Genomic DNA, 15,190 nt, shown 5'->3' with positions numbered 1-15,190 from the left:
CATGGCCATTTCTCTGTCAGTGGTGCTGTTGTTGGCGATCGTCCTGGCGGTCATGATCCGCAGTGGAAGCATCAAGGGCGGCCCGGCGGTCGTCGCCGTCCTCTTCGGCTTCTTCCTCGCCTCGACCGGCTTGGCGCCGACGATAAACGACCTCATGAACTCGATCACGAAGGCGATCGCGGACATCAACTTCTGAGCGGACACCGGTTTTTGGCATGACAAAAGCCGGACCAGGAGGATCAACCTCCGGTCCGGCTCGGGCCGTTGAAGAGAGCGGGCGACGGGAATCGAACCCGCGTAGCCAGTTTGGAAGACTGGGGCTCTACCATTGAGCTACGCCCGCACAGAGCGCGCCGCAGGTCAGAGAAGCCCGCGACACAGGAGCATCGTAGCGGCTGATCCCCCTCCACCGCACACCCCTTCCACGGCCTGAGGCGGACGGGGCAGCCGGACCGCGTCCGGGCATGTACCCTACGTGTCGCACCGGCACGGGGTATGGCGCAGCTTGGTAGCGCGTCCGCTTTGGGAGCGGAAGGCCGTGGGTTCAAATCCCGCTACCCCGACCATTTACGTGATCACCACGGTGATCGGCTTTGGGGGGCCTCGGCGGCTGCGGTTACTATGCAGGCTGCACGCCCGTGTCTCTCACTCTCTGGAAGTCTCCGGGCGGCGATCGGCCGGACCAATCTAGGTCCCGGCGGAACCCAAGAAGTCAGCCCCCAAGGAGACCGAACCGTGAAGAGCGCCGTGGAGACCCTGAACCCGACTCGGGTTCGGCTCAGCATCGAGGTGCCCTTCGAGGAGCTCAAGGACAGCCTCGACGCGGCGTACAAGAAGATCAACCAGCAGGTCACGGTCAAGGGCTTCCGCAAGGGCAAGATCCCGGCCCGGATCATCGACCAGCGCTTCGGCCGAGGTGCCGTGCTGGAGGAGGCCGTCAACGACGCCCTCCCGAAGTTCTACACCGACGCCGTCAACGAGGCCGAGCTGAGCGTCCTGGGCCAGCCCGAGGTCGACATCACGGAGCTGAAGGACGGCGAGACGCTGAACTTCACCGCCGAGGTCGACGTCCGTCCCGCCCTCGAACTCCCCGAGGACTTCTCCTCCATCGAGGTCGAGGTCGACGCGGTCGAGGTCACCGACGAGGACATCGAGAAGTCGGTCGAGCAACTGCGTGAGCGCTTCGCCTCCACCTCCCCGGTGGAGCGCGCCGCCGAGGACGGCGACGTCGTGACCGTCGACCTGGAGGCCAAGGTCGACGGCGAGGTGCTGGAGGACGGCATCGCCAACGGCGTCTCCTACACCATCGGCTCCGGCGAGCTGCTGGAAGGCATCGACGACGCCGTCAAGGGCCTGGAGGCCGGTGGCGAGGCCACCTTCACCTCCGAGCTGAAGGGCGGCACCGGCGCGGGCAGGGAGGCCGAGGTCACCGTCAAGGTCACCCAGGTCGCCGCCCGCGAACTCCCCGAGCTGGACGACGAGTTCGCGCAGCTCGCCTCGGAGTTCGACACGCTGGAGGAGCTGAAGGCGGACAGCCGCAAGCGCCTGGAGAACATGAAGCAGTACGACCAGGCCACGCAGGCCCAGGAGCGCGTCCTGGAGAAGCTCCTCGACATCGTCGAGGTGCCGGTGCCCGAGAAGCTCCTCGAAGAGGAGATCAACACCCGCAAGCACAACCTGGAGCACCACCAGCTGCCCCAGATGGGTCTCGAACTCGACAAGTACCTGGAGCTCCAGGGCAAGACCGCCGAGGAGTTCGACACCGAGACCCGTGACGCCGCGGTCAAGGGCATCAAGACCCAGTTCGTCCTCGACGAGCTGACCAAGCGCGAGAAGCTCTCGGTGAACCAGGAGGAGCTGACCGAGCACCTCATGCGCCGCGCGGCCTCCTCCGGCATGTCCCCCGACCAGTTCGCGCAGGCCGTCGTCGAGGGCAACCAGGTCCAGCTGCTCGTCGGCGAGGTCGCCCGCGGCAAGGCCCTCGCGCTCGTCGTCGAGTCCGCGACGGTCAAGGACACCAACGGCGAGGTCATCGACCTCGACGACGAGGACGACGAAGAGGTCACCGAGGAGGCCGCCGCCGAGGCCGCTTCCGAGGAGAAGGCCGACGCCTGATCCGTCGTACGCCGCTGAAGTGATCGACTGAGGACAGGTCCTGGGTGCCCGACGCCCCAGGACCTGTCCTTTTGCGTCAAGGGCTACGCCCCCGGCGAACACCAACCTTTGCGGGATTCTCTGACGGGACCCGCGCGTTAGGGTCCATGGATAGAGGGCCTGCGTTATCGGCTGAACCGCCGAAGGCCCCCGCAGGGAAACGCGAGACGGCCCGGCGCCGTCGTAAGACGAGCAGGTGGATACGTGACGAATCTGATGCCCTCCGCCGCAGGCGAGCCGTCTATCGGCGGTGGACTCGGCGACCATGTCTACAACCGTCTGCTCAACGAGCGGATCATCTTCCTCGGCCAGCCGGTGGACGACGACATCGCGAACAAGATCACCGCACAGTTGCTGCTGCTGGCCGCGGCGGACCCCGAGAAGGACATCAACCTCTACATCAACAGCCCCGGCGGCTCGATCACCGCGGGCATGGCGATCTACGACACGATGCAGTTCATCAAGAACGACGTCATGACGATCGCGATGGGCCTCGCCGCGTCCATGGGGCAGTTCCTGCTCAGCGCGGGCACCCCCGGCAAGCGCTTCGCGCTCCCCAACGCCGAGATCCTGATCCACCAGCCGTCCGCCGGCCTCGCCGGTTCGGCCTCGGACATCAAGATCCACGCCGAGCGCCTCCTGCACACCAAGAAGCGCATGGCCGAGCTGACCTCGCTGCACACCGGCCAGACGGTCGAGCAGATCACCCGCGACTCGGACCGGGACCGCTGGTTCGACGCCCACGAGGCCAAGGAGTACGGCCTCATCGACGACGTCATCGCCACAGCCGCCGGCATGCCGGGCGGCGGCGGCACCGGAGCGTAGCCCTCCGGGGGTTTCGCAGGGTCCGGGCGTCAGGGCCGGTCACAGAGGAGGACCGGTCCGAGCATCCTGGACCTCCGCGGGGCGAGCCCCCGCCGGGGCGGACCTGAAGGGCCCGGGTCCGGAAGGGACGTGGGTCCGGGACCGGCCCGGGAGCCCGTGAGGGAACGCCCTCGGGGGCACCCGAGCCCCGAGAGCCCTCACAGCCTCTCCGGCGGGCCCTGGAGGGCCGTAGGGGCCCACGAAGGGGCCCGGGAGACCGCCGGACCCGTACGACCCGGCGTTCCCGCGCCTCTCGGGCCGTGGCGGCCCCGTACGACCCGTACGACCCGTACGACCCCGGACCGGACCCCCGACGACGCCCCGACGCTCCTCACCGCCCGATCAGCCACCGCCCAGCACAGCCTTCTCAGGAGACACCGTGAACAGCTTTTCCGGCAGCGGACCGCGCGACCTGGCGCAGGCCGAGTACACCGGCCCGACGGCCGAGTCCCGCTACGTGATCCCGCGCTTCGTCGAGCGCACCTCGCAGGGCGTCCGTGAGTACGACCCGTACGCGAAGCTCTTCGAGGAGCGGGTCATCTTCCTCGGCGTGCAGATCGACGACGCGTCCGCCAACGACGTCATGGCGCAGCTCCTGTGCCTGGAGTCGATGGACCCGGACCGGGACATCTCGGTCTACATCAACAGCCCCGGCGGCTCGTTCACCGCGCTCACCGCGATCTACGACACGATGCAGTTCGTGAAGCCGGACATCCAGACGGTCTGCATGGGCCAGGCGGCCTCCGCCGCGGCGATCCTGCTGGCCGCCGGCACCCCCGGCAAGCGCATGGCCCTGCCGAACGCCCGCGTCCTGATCCACCAGCCCTACAGCGAGACGGGCCGGGGCCAGGTCTCGGACCTGGAGATCGCGGCCAACGAAATCCTCCGCATGCGCGCGCAGTTGGAGGACATGCTGGCCAGGCACTCGACCACGCCGATCGAGAAGATCCGCGAGGACATCGAGCGCGACAAGATCCTGACCGCCGAGGACGCGCTCGCGTACGGCCTGGTCGACCAGATCATCTCCACCCGGAAGATGAACAACGCGTCCATCCGTTGACGCGCGGGCGAATCCGTCTGCCGCCCCTTGGCACGGTTTGACACGGTCCACGTCAAAGTGAACCGTGCCAAGGGGGACCCGAACGGGGGGTCAGGCAAGGTACCGTCGACATAAGGCAGCACCAGGAGCCGCTGGACTCGTATCGTCCAGGCGTCTCCCATGGCGAAGGGGAAGCACACCGTGGCACGCATCGGTGACGGCGGCGATCTGCTCAAGTGCTCGTTCTGCGGCAAGAGCCAGAAGCAGGTCAAGAAGCTCATCGCAGGGCCTGGTGTGTACATCTGCGACGAGTGCATCGATCTCTGCAACGAGATCATCGAGGAGGAACTCGCGGAGACGAGCGAGGTGCGCTGGGAGGAACTCCCCAAGCCCCGCGAGATCTACGAGTTCCTGGAGGGGTACGTCGTCGGCCAGGAGGCCGCGAAGAAGGCCCTCTCGGTAGCGGTGTACAACCACTACAAGCGCGTCCAGGCCGGTGAGAACGGCGGCGGCCAGAGCCGCGAGGACGCCATCGAGCTCGCGAAGTCCAACATCCTCCTGCTCGGCCCCACCGGCTCGGGCAAGACCCTCCTCGCCCAGACCCTCGCGCGCATGCTCAACGTCCCGTTCGCGATCGCGGACGCGACGGCGCTGACCGAGGCCGGGTACGTCGGCGAGGACGTCGAGAACATCCTCCTGAAGCTGATCCAGGCGGCCGACTACGACGTCAAGAAGGCCGAGACCGGGATCATCTACATCGACGAGATCGACAAGGTCGCCCGCAAGAGCGAGAACCCGTCGATCACGCGTGACGTGAGCGGCGAGGGCGTCCAGCAGGCCCTGCTGAAGATCCTGGAGGGGACGACCGCGTCGGTGCCCCCGCAGGGCGGCCGTAAACACCCCCACCAGGAGTTCATCCAGATCGACACGACGAACGTCCTGTTCATCGTGGGCGGCGCCTTCGCCGGGCTGGAGAAGATCATCGAGTCCCGCGCGGGCGCGAAGGGCATCGGCTTCGGCGCGACGATCCGCTCCAAGCGCGAACTCCAGTCGAAGGACCAGTTCGAGGCGGTCATGCCGGAGGACCTGGTCAAGTTCGGCATGATCCCCGAGTTCATCGGCCGCCTCCCCGTCATCACCTCGGTCCACAACCTGGACCGCGAGGCCCTCCTCCAGATCCTCATCGAGCCGCGCAACGCCCTGGTCAAGCAGTACCAGCGCCTCTTCGAACTCGACGGCGTGGAGCTGGACTTCGAGCGCGAGGCCCTCGAAGCCATCGCCGACCAGGCGATCCTCCGCCAGACCGGCGCCCGGGGCCTGCGCGCCATCATGGAGGAAGTCCTCCAGGGCGTGATGTACGAGGTCCCGTCCCGCAAGGACGTGGCACGTGTCGTCATCACCGCCGACGTGGTCCTCTCCAACGTCAACCCGACGCTGATCCCGCGCGATTCGCGCGGCGGCCGGGGTCCGGGGGAGCAGAAGTCCGCGTAGAGCGTGGACAGTTACGAGGATGAGGGGCCCGGAATCGATTCCGGGCCCCTCATCCTCGTAACGACTGCCTCACACCTTGACGCGAACTTCCTTGCGCAGCTTGCTGGTTATGTCCACGGCCGTCGTCTTGTCGATGCTCTTCGTGTTGTCGCCGGGGGAGACCATGCCGACCGTGCTGTAGTCGGCCCAGACGCAGAACCAGTCCGTGGAGACCTTCTTCGTCAGGGCGTTGACGCTCGACGCGGCCTGGCACTTGGCCACCGCGCCGTCGATGTCGACCTTCTCCGGCTGGCCCTCCAACGTCGTCTTGGAGGCGCCGCCGGACGACGTGCCGCCCGCCTCGATCTTCTTGTTGTTCGCGTCGATCTGCGCGGTGATCGCGAGGAAGTACTTGTCGAGAGTCGACTCGGGGTCGGCTATCTCGCCGTAACCGCCCAGCAGCGTCACCCCGCGCGCGGTCAACAGCTCGGCCTGGGACGGGAGATCGGCCGGGTCGGGGTTCTTCGGGTCGTAGTCGCCGAAGTCGGCCGTCGACCACTGCCCGAGGACGGCCTTGCCGCCCTGCACGCCGCTGGTCCGGAGGTACTTGACGGTGTCCGCGTCGGACGTCTCGCCGCCCTTGCCGACCCGCTTGTACTCGGAGACGACCGTCGCCGGGGTGTCGAGCCGGTGCGCCCCGTCGTTCTCCAGCCCGCCACCGCCGCCGCCCTGCGTCACGACGTACGCCCCGACCGCGAGGGCCACGACGACCGCGGCGACCCCGACGATCAGCCCGGCACGCTTCTTCTTCGCGGCGGGGACGGGGGGTTGCTGCACGGGCGGACCGCCGTAGGGAGGCTGCTGACCGTACGGCGCCTGCTGGCCGTAGGGAGCCTGGCCCATCGGCTGCGTGGGCTGGTTGTAGGGGTTGGCCTGCGGCGGCACACCACCCTGGGGGTACCCGTAGCCGGGCTGCGGCGCCTGCGGCTGGCCGTACGGGCCGGGCTGGCCGCCGTACGGACCGGACTGCTGCTGCGGCGGACCGCCGTACGGACCCGGCTGGTTGTTGCTCATCCCTGGGTTCCCTCCAGATGCTTTTAGGTGCTCCTGTCATCCTGGCCCAGGCACCGGGAACTCCCGGCATCGGGGTCTGCCCCGTTACAGAACAATCGAGTTCTGGACAGTCCCGCGACCCCTTTAAACTGGCTGCGTGACCGAGAACCCTCAGCAGCACACAGCGCCCACCACCGACCTGCCGACGCAGTACGCGCCGGCCGAGGTAGAGGGGCCGTTGTACGAGCGCTGGGTAGAGCGCGGTTACTTCGCGGCGCACGCGGACAGTGACAAGCCGCCGTACACGATCGTCATCCCCCCGCCGAACGTCACCGGCTCCCTGCACCTGGGCCACGCCTTCCAGCACACGCTGATGGACGCGCTCACGCGCCGCAAGCGCATGCAGGGCTTCGAGTCCCTGTGGCTGCCCGGCATGGACCACGCGGGCATCGCCACCCAGAACAAGGTCGAGCAGCAGCTCGCCGAGGAGGGCAAGTCCCGCCACGACCTCGGGCGCGAGGAGTTCACCGCGCGCGTGTGGCAGTGGAAGGACGAGTACGGTGGGAAGATCCTCGGCCAGATGCGCCGCCTCGGCGACGGCGTCGACTGGTCCCGCGAGCGCTTCACCATGGACGAGGGCCTCTCCAAGGCCGTCCAGACCATCTTCAAGCGCCTCTACGACGACGAGCTGATCTACAGGGCCGAGCGCATCATCAACTGGTGCCCGCGCTGTCTGACGGCCATCTCGGACATCGAGGTCGAGTACCAGGAGGACGCCGGCGAGCTGGTCTCCATCCGGTACGGCGAGGGCGAGGACAGCCTCGTCGTCGCGACGACCCGCGCGGAGACGATGCTCGGGGACACGGCCGTCGCCGTCCACCCCGACGACGAGCGGTACAAGCACCTCGTCGGCAAGCGCATCAAGCTCCCGCTGACCGACCGCACGATCCCGGTCGTCGCGGACACGCACGTCGACCCCGAGTTCGGCACCGGCGCCGTCAAGGTGACCCCGGCGCACGACCCGAACGACTTCGAGATCGGGCGCCGGCACGACCTGCCGAACATGACGATCATGGACGAGCGCGGGATCATCACCGTCCACGGCCCCTTCCTCGGCCTCGACCGCTTCGAGGCGCGCTCGGCCATCGTCGGCGCGCTCAAGGAGCAGGGGCGGATCGTCGCCGAGAAGCGGCCGTACATGCACTCCGTGGGCCACTGCTCGCGCTGCAAGACGACCGTCGAGCCGCGCCTGTCCATGCAGTGGTGGGTCAAGGTCGCGCCGCTCGCCAAGGCCGCCGGGGACGCCGTCCGGGACGGGCGGGTCGCCATCCACCCCGAGGACATGTCGAAGCGGTACTTCGACTGGGTCGACAACATGCACGACTGGTGCATCTCGCGCCAGCTCTGGTGGGGCCACCGCATCCCGATCTGGTACGGCCCCGAGGGCGAGGTCGTCTGCGTCGGACCCGACGAACAGCCGCCCACGGGCGAGGGCTGGACCCAGGACGCCGACGTCCTCGACACCTGGTTCTCCTCCGGCCTGTGGCCCTTCTCCACCCTCGGCTGGCCCGAGAAGACGCCCGACCTGGCGAAGTTCTACTCGACCGACGTCCTGCTCACCGGCCACGACATCATCTTCTTCTGGGTCGCCCGGATGATGATGTTCGGCCTCTACGCCATGGACGGCGAGGCCCCCTTCAAGACGATCGCGCTCACCGGCCTCGTCCGGGACGAGTTCGGCAAGAAGATGTCCAAGTCCAACCCCAACGCCGTCGACCCCCTGGTCTGGATGGACAAGTACGGCTCCGACGCCGTCCGCTTCACCCTCGCCAAGGGCGCCAACCCCGGCGCGGACGTCCCGATCGGCGAGGACTGGGTCCAGGCGTCCCGCAACTTCACCAACAAGGTGTGGAACGCGACGCGGTTCGCGCTCATGAACGGCGCGACCGTCGAGGGCGACCTCCCGCCGGTCGAGCGGCTCTCCGCCACCGACCGCTGGATCCTCTCCCGCCTCAACAAGACCGTCGCCGAAGTCGACGCCTTCTACGACGACTTCCAGTTCGCCAAGCTCAGCGAGTCCCTCTACCACTTCGCGTGGGACGAGGTCTTCGACTGGTACGTCGAACTCTCCAAGCCGACGTTCTTCGCGGGCGGCGACCAGGCGAAGGTCTCGGCGCGCGTCCTGGGCGAGGTCCTGGACGTCATGCTGCGCATCCTGCACCCCGTCATCCCGTTCGTCACGGACACCCTGTGGACGACGCTGACGGGCGGCGAAACGCTGGTCACGGCGTCCTGGCCGTCCACTGTGTCTGTTCCTGGTGCTGACGCACCGGGGGGCTTCCGCGACGACGCCGCCGAGCAGGAGATCGCCCTGGTCCAGCAGGTCGTCACCGAGGTCCGCCGCTTCCGCAAGGAGCAGGGCCTGAAGGACGGCCAGAAGGTCCCGGCGCGCCTGTCCCTGACCGGCACGCCCCTGTCGGCCCACGAGGCCGCCATCCGCCAACTCCTCCGACTCCAGCCGGAAACGGAAGAGTTCGCGGCAACGGCGACACTCCCCGTGGCCGGCGCGACGGTGGCCCTCGACCTCTCCGGCACGATCGACGTGGAGGCGGAGAGGAAGCGCCTCACGAAGGACTTGGTCGCGGCGGAGAAGGAGAAGGCCGAGGCCGAGAAGAAGCTGGGCAACGAGGCGTTCGTCGGCAAGGCCCCGGAGAACGTGGTCGCCAAGATCAAGGGCCGCCTGACGAAGGCGGAGGCGGACATCGCGAGGATCACGACACAACTGGAGAACTTGCCGAAGGCGTAGGCGATTGAGAGGGCCCCGGTGCTACGGAAGCGCCGGGGCTTTCTTGATGCCGGGAGAGCTGTGGTTCTTTAGGGGCGCGGGGAACTGCGCGACCAGCCACGAACCACCCGCACCCGCCGTTCTCGCTGTACCCCCCACTCCTTGGGCGCGCTGTCACACCACCTCCGTAGACTGGACCCCGTGACACAAAGCGACCCGTTCGACGAGATCATCGCCGCCGAGACCGACCGAGACCCCGACCTCGCGGTCATCGAAGCGGGGAGCCGGACGCTGCGTACCCAGGGCGCCCACCCGGAGGGCGACGTACCGAACCGCCCCGCCGACCCCGAGGTCGACAAGGCGTTGCGCGGCGTGGAGACGGAGCTGGCGACCCGCTGGGGCGAGACCAAGCTGGAGCCCTCGGTCAAGAGGATCGCCGCGCTGATGGACGTCCTGGGGGAACCCCAGAACGCGTACCCGTCGATCCACATCACCGGAACGAACGGCAAGACCTCCACCGCGAGGATGATCGAGGCCCTGCTCGGCGCGTTCGAGCTGCGGACGGGCCGGTACACGTCGCCGCACGTCCAGTCGATCACCGAGCGCATCAGCCTGGACGGCGCCCCCATGTCGGCGGAGCGGTTCGTCGAGACGTACGAGGACATCAAGCCGTACGTGGAGATGGTGGACGCGAAGGAGCAGTACCGCCTGTCCTTCTTCGAGGTGCTGACGGGCATGGCGTACGCGGCGTTCGCGGACGCGCCCGTGGACGTCGCGGTCGTAGAGGTCGGCATGGGCGGCACCTGGGACGCGACGAACGTGATCGACGCGGACGTAGCGGTGATCACCCCCATCTCCCTGGACCACACGGACCGCCTCGGCTCGACCCCGGCGGAGATCGCGGGCGAGAAGGGCGGCGTCATCAAGCAGGACGCGACGGTGATCCTGTCCCAGCAGCCGGTGGACGCGGCACAGGTCCTGCTGAAGCGCGCGGTCGAGGTGGACGCGACGGTCGCGCGGGAGGGCCTGGAGTTCGGCGTCGTGGAGCGGCAGGTCGCGGTGGGCGGCCAGCTCATGACCCTGCGCGGACTCGGCGGCGAGTACCCCGAGGTCTTCCTCCCGCTGCACGGCGCCCACCAGGCGCACAACGCGGCGGTGGCGCTCGCGGCGGTGGAGGCGTTCTTCGGCGTCGGCGCGGCCCGCGCGGAACCCCTGGACATCGACGTGGTCCGCAAGGCGTTCGCGAAGGTCACGTCCCCGGGCCGCCTGGAGATCGTCCGGCGCTCCCCGACGGTCGTCCTGGACGCCGCGCACAACCCGGCGGGCGCGCGCGTGACCGCGGACGCGATCAGCGAGGTCTTCGACTTCAGCAAGCTGATCGGCGTGGTCGGCGCGGCCGGCGACAAGGACGTACGGGGCCTGCTGGAGGCGTTCGAGCCGATCTTCGCGGAGATCGTGGTCACGCAGAACTCGACGGCGAGGGCGATGGACGCGGACGAGCTGGCGGCCATCGCGGTCGAGGTCTTCGGCGAGGACCGCGTCCAGGTCGAACCCCGTCTCCCGGACGCCCTGGAGGCCGCGATCACCCTGGCCGAGGAGGACGGCGAGTTCTCCGGCGCGGGCGTCCTGGTCACCGGTTCCGTCATCACGGTGGGCGAGGCCCGCCTGCTCCTGGGAAGGCGCTGAGGATGCGCACGCTCTGTTCGTCGACGCTGATCGGCGAATTCTTTCTCATCGGTTTCGCCGGCCTGGTCGCGATGAAGGACCCGGACCTCTCGATGGGCACGGTCTGGACGGTCTGCGGAACGCTGATGTTCCTGAGCGTCCTGCTGTGCGGCGTGGTCACCCGGCCCGGCGGCATCGCCCTCGGCTGGGCCCTCCAGCTCGCCCTGATCGTGTCCGGCGTCTTCGTCCCGCTGATGTTCTTCATGGGCGCGGTCTTCGCGGCCCTGTGGGGTGCCTCGGTCCACTACGGCCGCAAGGTCGACGAGGCGAGGGCGAGGTTCGCCGCGCAGGCCGCCTCCACTACACCTGACGCTGCGTGACGGCGGCACCGACACGCCCTGTAGCCTCGTGACACCGCACATCAGCAGCGAAGGAGCTACTCCGTGAGCCAGCGCACCCTCGTCCTCCTCAAGCCCGACGCCGTTCGTCGTGGCCTGACCGGCGAGATCATCGGCCGTATCGAGCGCAAGGCGGACTGGCGGATCACCGCGCTGGAGCTGCGGACGCTGGACCGGGCGATCCTGGAGCAGCACTACGCGGAGCACGTCGGACGGCCGTTCTACGAGCCGCTGGTGGAGTTCATGGCGTCCGGTCCGGTCGTCGCGCTGATCGCCGAGGGCGAGCGGGTCATCGAGGGCGTGCGCCAGCTGGCCGGTCCGACGGACCCGATCGCCGCCGCGCCGGGCTCGATCCGGGGCGACTTCGGAGTCATCGTCCGGGAGAACCTGATCCACGCCTCGGACTCGGAGGAGTCGGCGGAACGCGAGGTCAAGCTGTTCTTCCCGGGTCGCGCCTGACCCTTCGCACAACGGCGTTCATGAACTCTGTGGTCCCCGCGCATGCGGGGGTGTTCCCACTCAGGGAGTTTTCGTGGACGTTTCTGATGGTGAGTCAGGTCACCTGATCGCCAGTCGAGGGACGGCCGTACATTTTCGGCCGTCCTTCGGCATATGCGGTGCCGATCGGGGGAACGCGTGCCCCCGATGGACCGTCTCCACAAGCGGGGCGGGTCGGCACGTGCTGACAATGGCGAAGACCCTCGCGCGGTGTCCGTGAAGGCGCGTCTACGATGTAAGCCTTCACGTCACCGCACCCACTTCGCCGTCCTGATAAGCCCTCAAAAGCTCGTGGGAAGGCCAGACGAATCCTGATGGGGAACTCAATGTCGTTCATCGGCCGTGACATGGCTGTCGACCTCGGGACCGCCAACACGCTGGTGTACGTCAGGGGTCGCGGGATCGTCCTCAACGAGCCGTCCGTGGTGGCGATCAACACCAACACCGGTGGGATCCTCGCGGTCGGCTCCGAGGCGAAGAAGATGATCGGACGCACCCCCGGCAACATCGTCGCCGTACGTCCGCTCAAGGACGGCGTGATCGCCGACTTCGAGATCACCGAGCGGATGCTGCGCTACTTCATCCTGAAGATCCACAAGCGCCGCTACCTCGCCCGCCCGCGCGTCGTCGTGTGCGTGCCCAGCGGCATCACCGGCGTCGAGCGCCGCGCCGTCATCGAGGCGTCGACGCAGGCCGGCGCCCGCCAGGTGCACATCATCGAGGAGCCCATGGCCGCGGCCATCGGCTCGGGCCTGCCGGTCCACGAGGCCACGGGCAACATGGTGGTGGACATCGGCGGCGGCACCACGGAGGTCGCGGTCATCTCCCTCGGCGGCATCGTCACCGCCCAGTCCATCCGCGTCGCGGGCGACGAGCTGGACAACGCGATCATCCAGCACATCAAGAAGGAGTACTCCCTCCTCCTCGGTGAGCGCACGGCCGAGCAGATCAAGATCACGATCGGTTCGGCGTACGACCTCGACGACGACGAGCACACCGAGATCCGCGGCCGGGACCTCGTCTCCGGCCTCCCCAAGACCGTCGTCATCTCGGCCGCCGAGGTCCGCAAGGCGATCGAGGAACCCGTCAACGCGATCGTCGACGCGGTGAAGACGACCCTCGACAAGTGCCCGCCCGAGCTGTCCGGCGACATCATGGACCGCGGCATCGTCCTCACCGGCGGCGGCGCCCTGCTGCGCGGCCTCGACGAGCGGCTGCGCCGGGAGACCGGCATGCCGATCCACATCGCCGAGGACCCGCTGGACAGCGTCGCGCTCGGCTCCGGCAAGTGCGTCGAGGAGTTCGAGGCGCTCCAGCAGGTGCTGGACGCCGCGCCGCGCAGATGACGTGACGCTTCGATTCCGCCGTACGAGACGATCTCCTCTCGTGCGGCGGATCGTTGATATAGAGGCATGAACTCTCCCGAGTTTCCTGATTTTCCCGGATTTCTATGAGGAAGGCACGGCCGCCGCACGTGAGGGACACACGAGAGAGCCGGCTGCTCCTGGTACTGCTGGTCGCCGTCTCGTTCGCGCTGATCACGGTCGACATCAGGGGAGGTGAGGACTCTCCGGTCGACGGCGCCCGGCAGGCCGCCGCGACGGTCTTCGGACCCATCGAGAACGGCGTGGCCTCGGCCGTCGACCCCGTCGGCAACGCGGTCTCCGCCGTACGCGACTCCGGCAAGCGCCACGACCGGCTCGCGGGCCTGGAGAAGGAGAACGCGGCCCTCAAGGCGAAGCTCGGCAGCGAGGACCGGGGCCGCAGCCGCCTCACCCAGCTCGACCGGATGCTGAAGATCGCCGGCGAGGGCCAGTACGGCATCAAGGGCGCGCAGGTCATCGCCATAGGAGCGGCCCAGGGCTTCTCCTGGACGATCACCATCGACGTCGGTGCCAGCGACGGCATCCAGCGCGACATGACCGTACTCAACGGGGACGGCCTGGTCGGCCGCGTCACGACCGTCGGCCCCAACGCGTCGACCGTGCTCCTCGCCAACGACCCCGACTTCACGGTCGGTACGCGTATGGAGGCGTCCGACGAACTCGGGTTCGCGTCCGGCCAGGGCGACCGGCCGCTGCGCGTCGAACTGCTCAACGGCAAGGCCGAGGTGAAGAAGGGCGACCGGCTGGTCACCTTCGGCTCCCAGGCCGACAAGCCGTTCGTACCGGGCGTACCGGTCGGGATCGTGTCCCGGGTCGACCCCTCGGGGGGCGACCTGACGCGGACGCTGTACGTCACGCCGTACGTCAGCTTCACCAAGCTGGACATCGTGGGGGTCGTCGTCGAGGCGCCGAAGAAGGACCCGCGGGACACCGTCCTCCCGTCGAAGCCGAAGCCGGTTCCCACGCCCACGGTGACCGTGACGGTGACACCGGGAGCGACGGAACCGCAGCAGGGCCGGCCCGACCAGCAGCAAGAGCAGTAGGAGCTGAAACCCCCCATGCGTGTCAACCGCATCCTGCTCTCCACGACCCTCGTCGTCGTGGCCCTAGTCGTCCAGGTCAGCGTCCTGGCCCGGCTCCACCTCCCCGGCGCGGTCCCCGACCTGCTGCTCCTCACGGTCCTCGGGCTCGCGATGGTGTACGGCCACACGAGCGGCGCGCTCATCGGGTTCGGCGCCGGTCTCCTCGCGGACCTCGCGCCGCCCGCCGACCACGCGGCGGGACGGTACGCCCTCGTCCTCAGCGTCATCGGGTACGCGGCCGGGCTGATCAAACCCGAGACGGGCCGGCTGAAGTCGGCCACCGCTCCGATGCTGGTCGTCGTCGCCTCCGCGCTCGGCTCGACGCTGCTGTACGCGGCGGTCGGGGGGCTCGTCGGGGACACGTCCGCCCGTCATGTCGGGATCGGGGGGCTGCTGTTCAGCGCCGCCCTGTACGACCTGCTGCTCGCGCCGTTCGTCGTGCCCGCCGTGATGTTCCTGGCCCGGCGCGCCGACAACGACCCGCTCGCCGAGGCCGGTTCGGGTTCCTCGGCGCGGGACGTGTCCGCCGGGTGGCTGTCGTCCGGGACCGGGCTGCGGATCGGGGGGCAGCGGGGGAGCGGGCTGAAGATGAAGGCGGCGAAGAGGTCGGCCGCGCGGACGGGGCGGATCAAAGGGGTGAAGCGGCTGTGAGGGCGGGGGAGTCGAGCGGGGCCGTCTTCGCGGGGATCGGCGGTGGCGGGTTCCGCGCCGGGATCTCCGGGCGGAATTCACTCGCAGGGGTGAACGGCGGCGGAACGCGGGCGGGTGGCCCGGCCGTTCATGAGGCGTACGGACAT

General features: G+C 68.6%; 13 protein-coding genes and 2 tRNA genes. 13 read left to right on the top strand and 2 right to left on the bottom strand.

Features of this window, described 5'->3' with window-relative positions:
- Position 1: 1 nt before the first annotated feature.
- On the top strand, positions 2-196 hold the full coding sequence (locus ACQCO7_RS14280; protein WP_464072185.1) for a hypothetical protein: 195 nt from the start codon (positions 2-4) through the stop codon (positions 194-196).
- Positions 197-272: 76 nt separating this feature from the next.
- On the opposite strand, the gene ACQCO7_RS14275 is transcribed toward ACQCO7_RS14280, so the two are convergent.
- Positions 273-343, bottom strand: a tRNA-Gly gene (locus ACQCO7_RS14275).
- 146 nt (positions 344-489) lie between these two features.
- Between ACQCO7_RS14275 and ACQCO7_RS14270 the strand changes: the two genes are divergently transcribed.
- The 5 genes from ACQCO7_RS14270 (at position 490) to clpX (ending at position 5,548) form a co-directional block, all read left to right on the top strand.
- Positions 490-566 (top strand) — tRNA-Pro (locus ACQCO7_RS14270).
- Between the two features lie 169 nt (positions 567-735).
- Positions 736-2,115, top strand: coding sequence for a trigger factor (gene tig, locus ACQCO7_RS14265; RefSeq protein ID WP_464072184.1), 1,380 nt, complete (start codon positions 736-738; stop codon positions 2,113-2,115).
- 255 nt (positions 2,116-2,370) lie between these two features.
- Positions 2,371-2,979, top strand: coding sequence for an ATP-dependent Clp protease proteolytic subunit (locus ACQCO7_RS14260; protein ID WP_461800900.1), 609 nt, complete (start codon positions 2,371-2,373; stop codon positions 2,977-2,979).
- A gap of 418 nt (positions 2,980-3,397) precedes the next feature.
- Positions 3,398-4,078: an ATP-dependent Clp protease proteolytic subunit gene (locus tag ACQCO7_RS14255; protein ID WP_464072183.1), complete on the top strand. Its 681-nt coding sequence runs from the start codon at positions 3,398-3,400 to the stop codon at positions 4,076-4,078.
- Between the two features lie 180 nt (positions 4,079-4,258).
- Complete coding sequence (gene clpX / locus ACQCO7_RS14250; protein ID WP_409112669.1) at positions 4,259-5,548, top strand: ATP-dependent Clp protease ATP-binding subunit ClpX; 1,290 nt, start codon at positions 4,259-4,261, stop codon at positions 5,546-5,548.
- A gap of 69 nt (positions 5,549-5,617) precedes the next feature.
- On the opposite strand, the gene ACQCO7_RS14245 is transcribed toward clpX, so the two are convergent.
- The gene (locus tag ACQCO7_RS14245; protein WP_464072182.1) at positions 5,618-6,601 is read right to left on the bottom strand and encodes a hypothetical protein; all 984 of its coding nucleotides are present in this window, start codon (positions 6,599-6,601) and stop codon (positions 5,618-5,620) included.
- Between the two features lie 136 nt (positions 6,602-6,737).
- Here ACQCO7_RS14245 and ACQCO7_RS14240 point away from each other — a divergent pair, with 136 nt between their 5' ends.
- From ACQCO7_RS14240 to mreD, 7 genes are all read left to right on the top strand, one after another.
- Positions 6,738-9,386: a valine--tRNA ligase gene (locus ACQCO7_RS14240; RefSeq protein ID WP_464072181.1), complete on the top strand. Its 2,649-nt coding sequence runs from the start codon at positions 6,738-6,740 to the stop codon at positions 9,384-9,386.
- A gap of 180 nt (positions 9,387-9,566) precedes the next feature.
- Positions 9,567-11,051 (top strand): bifunctional tetrahydrofolate synthase/dihydrofolate synthase, encoded by a 1,485-nt coding sequence (folC, locus tag ACQCO7_RS14235; RefSeq protein ID WP_464072180.1) that lies wholly within the window; start codon positions 9,567-9,569, stop codon positions 11,049-11,051.
- A 2-nt stretch (positions 11,052-11,053) separates the two neighbouring features.
- Complete coding sequence (locus ACQCO7_RS14230; RefSeq protein WP_464072179.1) at positions 11,054-11,410, top strand: DUF4233 domain-containing protein; 357 nt, start codon at positions 11,054-11,056, stop codon at positions 11,408-11,410.
- A 63-nt stretch (positions 11,411-11,473) separates the two neighbouring features.
- On the top strand, positions 11,474-11,887 hold the full coding sequence (gene ndk / locus ACQCO7_RS14225) for a nucleoside-diphosphate kinase (RefSeq protein ID WP_010355319.1): 414 nt from the start codon (positions 11,474-11,476) through the stop codon (positions 11,885-11,887).
- A gap of 365 nt (positions 11,888-12,252) precedes the next feature.
- Positions 12,253-13,272, top strand: a complete 1,020-nt coding sequence (locus ACQCO7_RS14220; protein WP_010355320.1) for a rod shape-determining protein — start codon at positions 12,253-12,255, stop codon at positions 13,270-13,272.
- Between the two features lie 128 nt (positions 13,273-13,400).
- Positions 13,401-14,354: a rod shape-determining protein MreC gene (mreC, locus tag ACQCO7_RS14215; RefSeq protein WP_464072178.1), complete on the top strand. Its 954-nt coding sequence runs from the start codon at positions 13,401-13,403 to the stop codon at positions 14,352-14,354.
- Between the two features lie 15 nt (positions 14,355-14,369).
- Positions 14,370-15,044, top strand: a complete 675-nt coding sequence (gene mreD / locus ACQCO7_RS14210; RefSeq protein ID WP_464072177.1) for a rod shape-determining protein MreD — start codon at positions 14,370-14,372, stop codon at positions 15,042-15,044.
- Positions 15,045-15,190: the final 146 nt, after the last annotated feature.

It is taken from the genome of Streptomyces saintjeani (assembly GCF_055409605.1).
Note: the sequence above shows the minus strand (reverse complement) of the source record. Positions and strands in the feature narration are given on the sequence as shown.

Bases quoted from the DNA above. Each gene is read 5' to 3' on its own strand.
- ACQCO7_RS14280 (WP_464072185.1), top strand. From the start codon at position 2: ATGGCCATTTCTCTGTCAGTGGTGCTGTTGTTGGCGATCGTCCTGGCG.
- ACQCO7_RS14260 (WP_461800900.1), top strand. From the start codon at position 2,371: ATGCCCTCCGCCGCAGGCGAGCCGTCTATCGGCGGTGGACTCGGCGAC.
- ACQCO7_RS14245 (WP_464072182.1), bottom strand. From the start codon at position 6,601: ATGAGCAACAACCAGCCGGGTCCGTACGGCGGTCCGCCGCAGCAGCAG.
- ACQCO7_RS14230 (WP_464072179.1), top strand. From the start codon at position 11,054: ATGCGCACGCTCTGTTCGTCGACGCTGATCGGCGAATTCTTTCTCATC.
- ACQCO7_RS14220 (WP_010355320.1), top strand. From the start codon at position 12,253: ATGTCGTTCATCGGCCGTGACATGGCTGTCGACCTCGGGACCGCCAAC.
- mreD (WP_464072177.1), top strand. From the start codon at position 14,370: ATGCGTGTCAACCGCATCCTGCTCTCCACGACCCTCGTCGTCGTGGCC.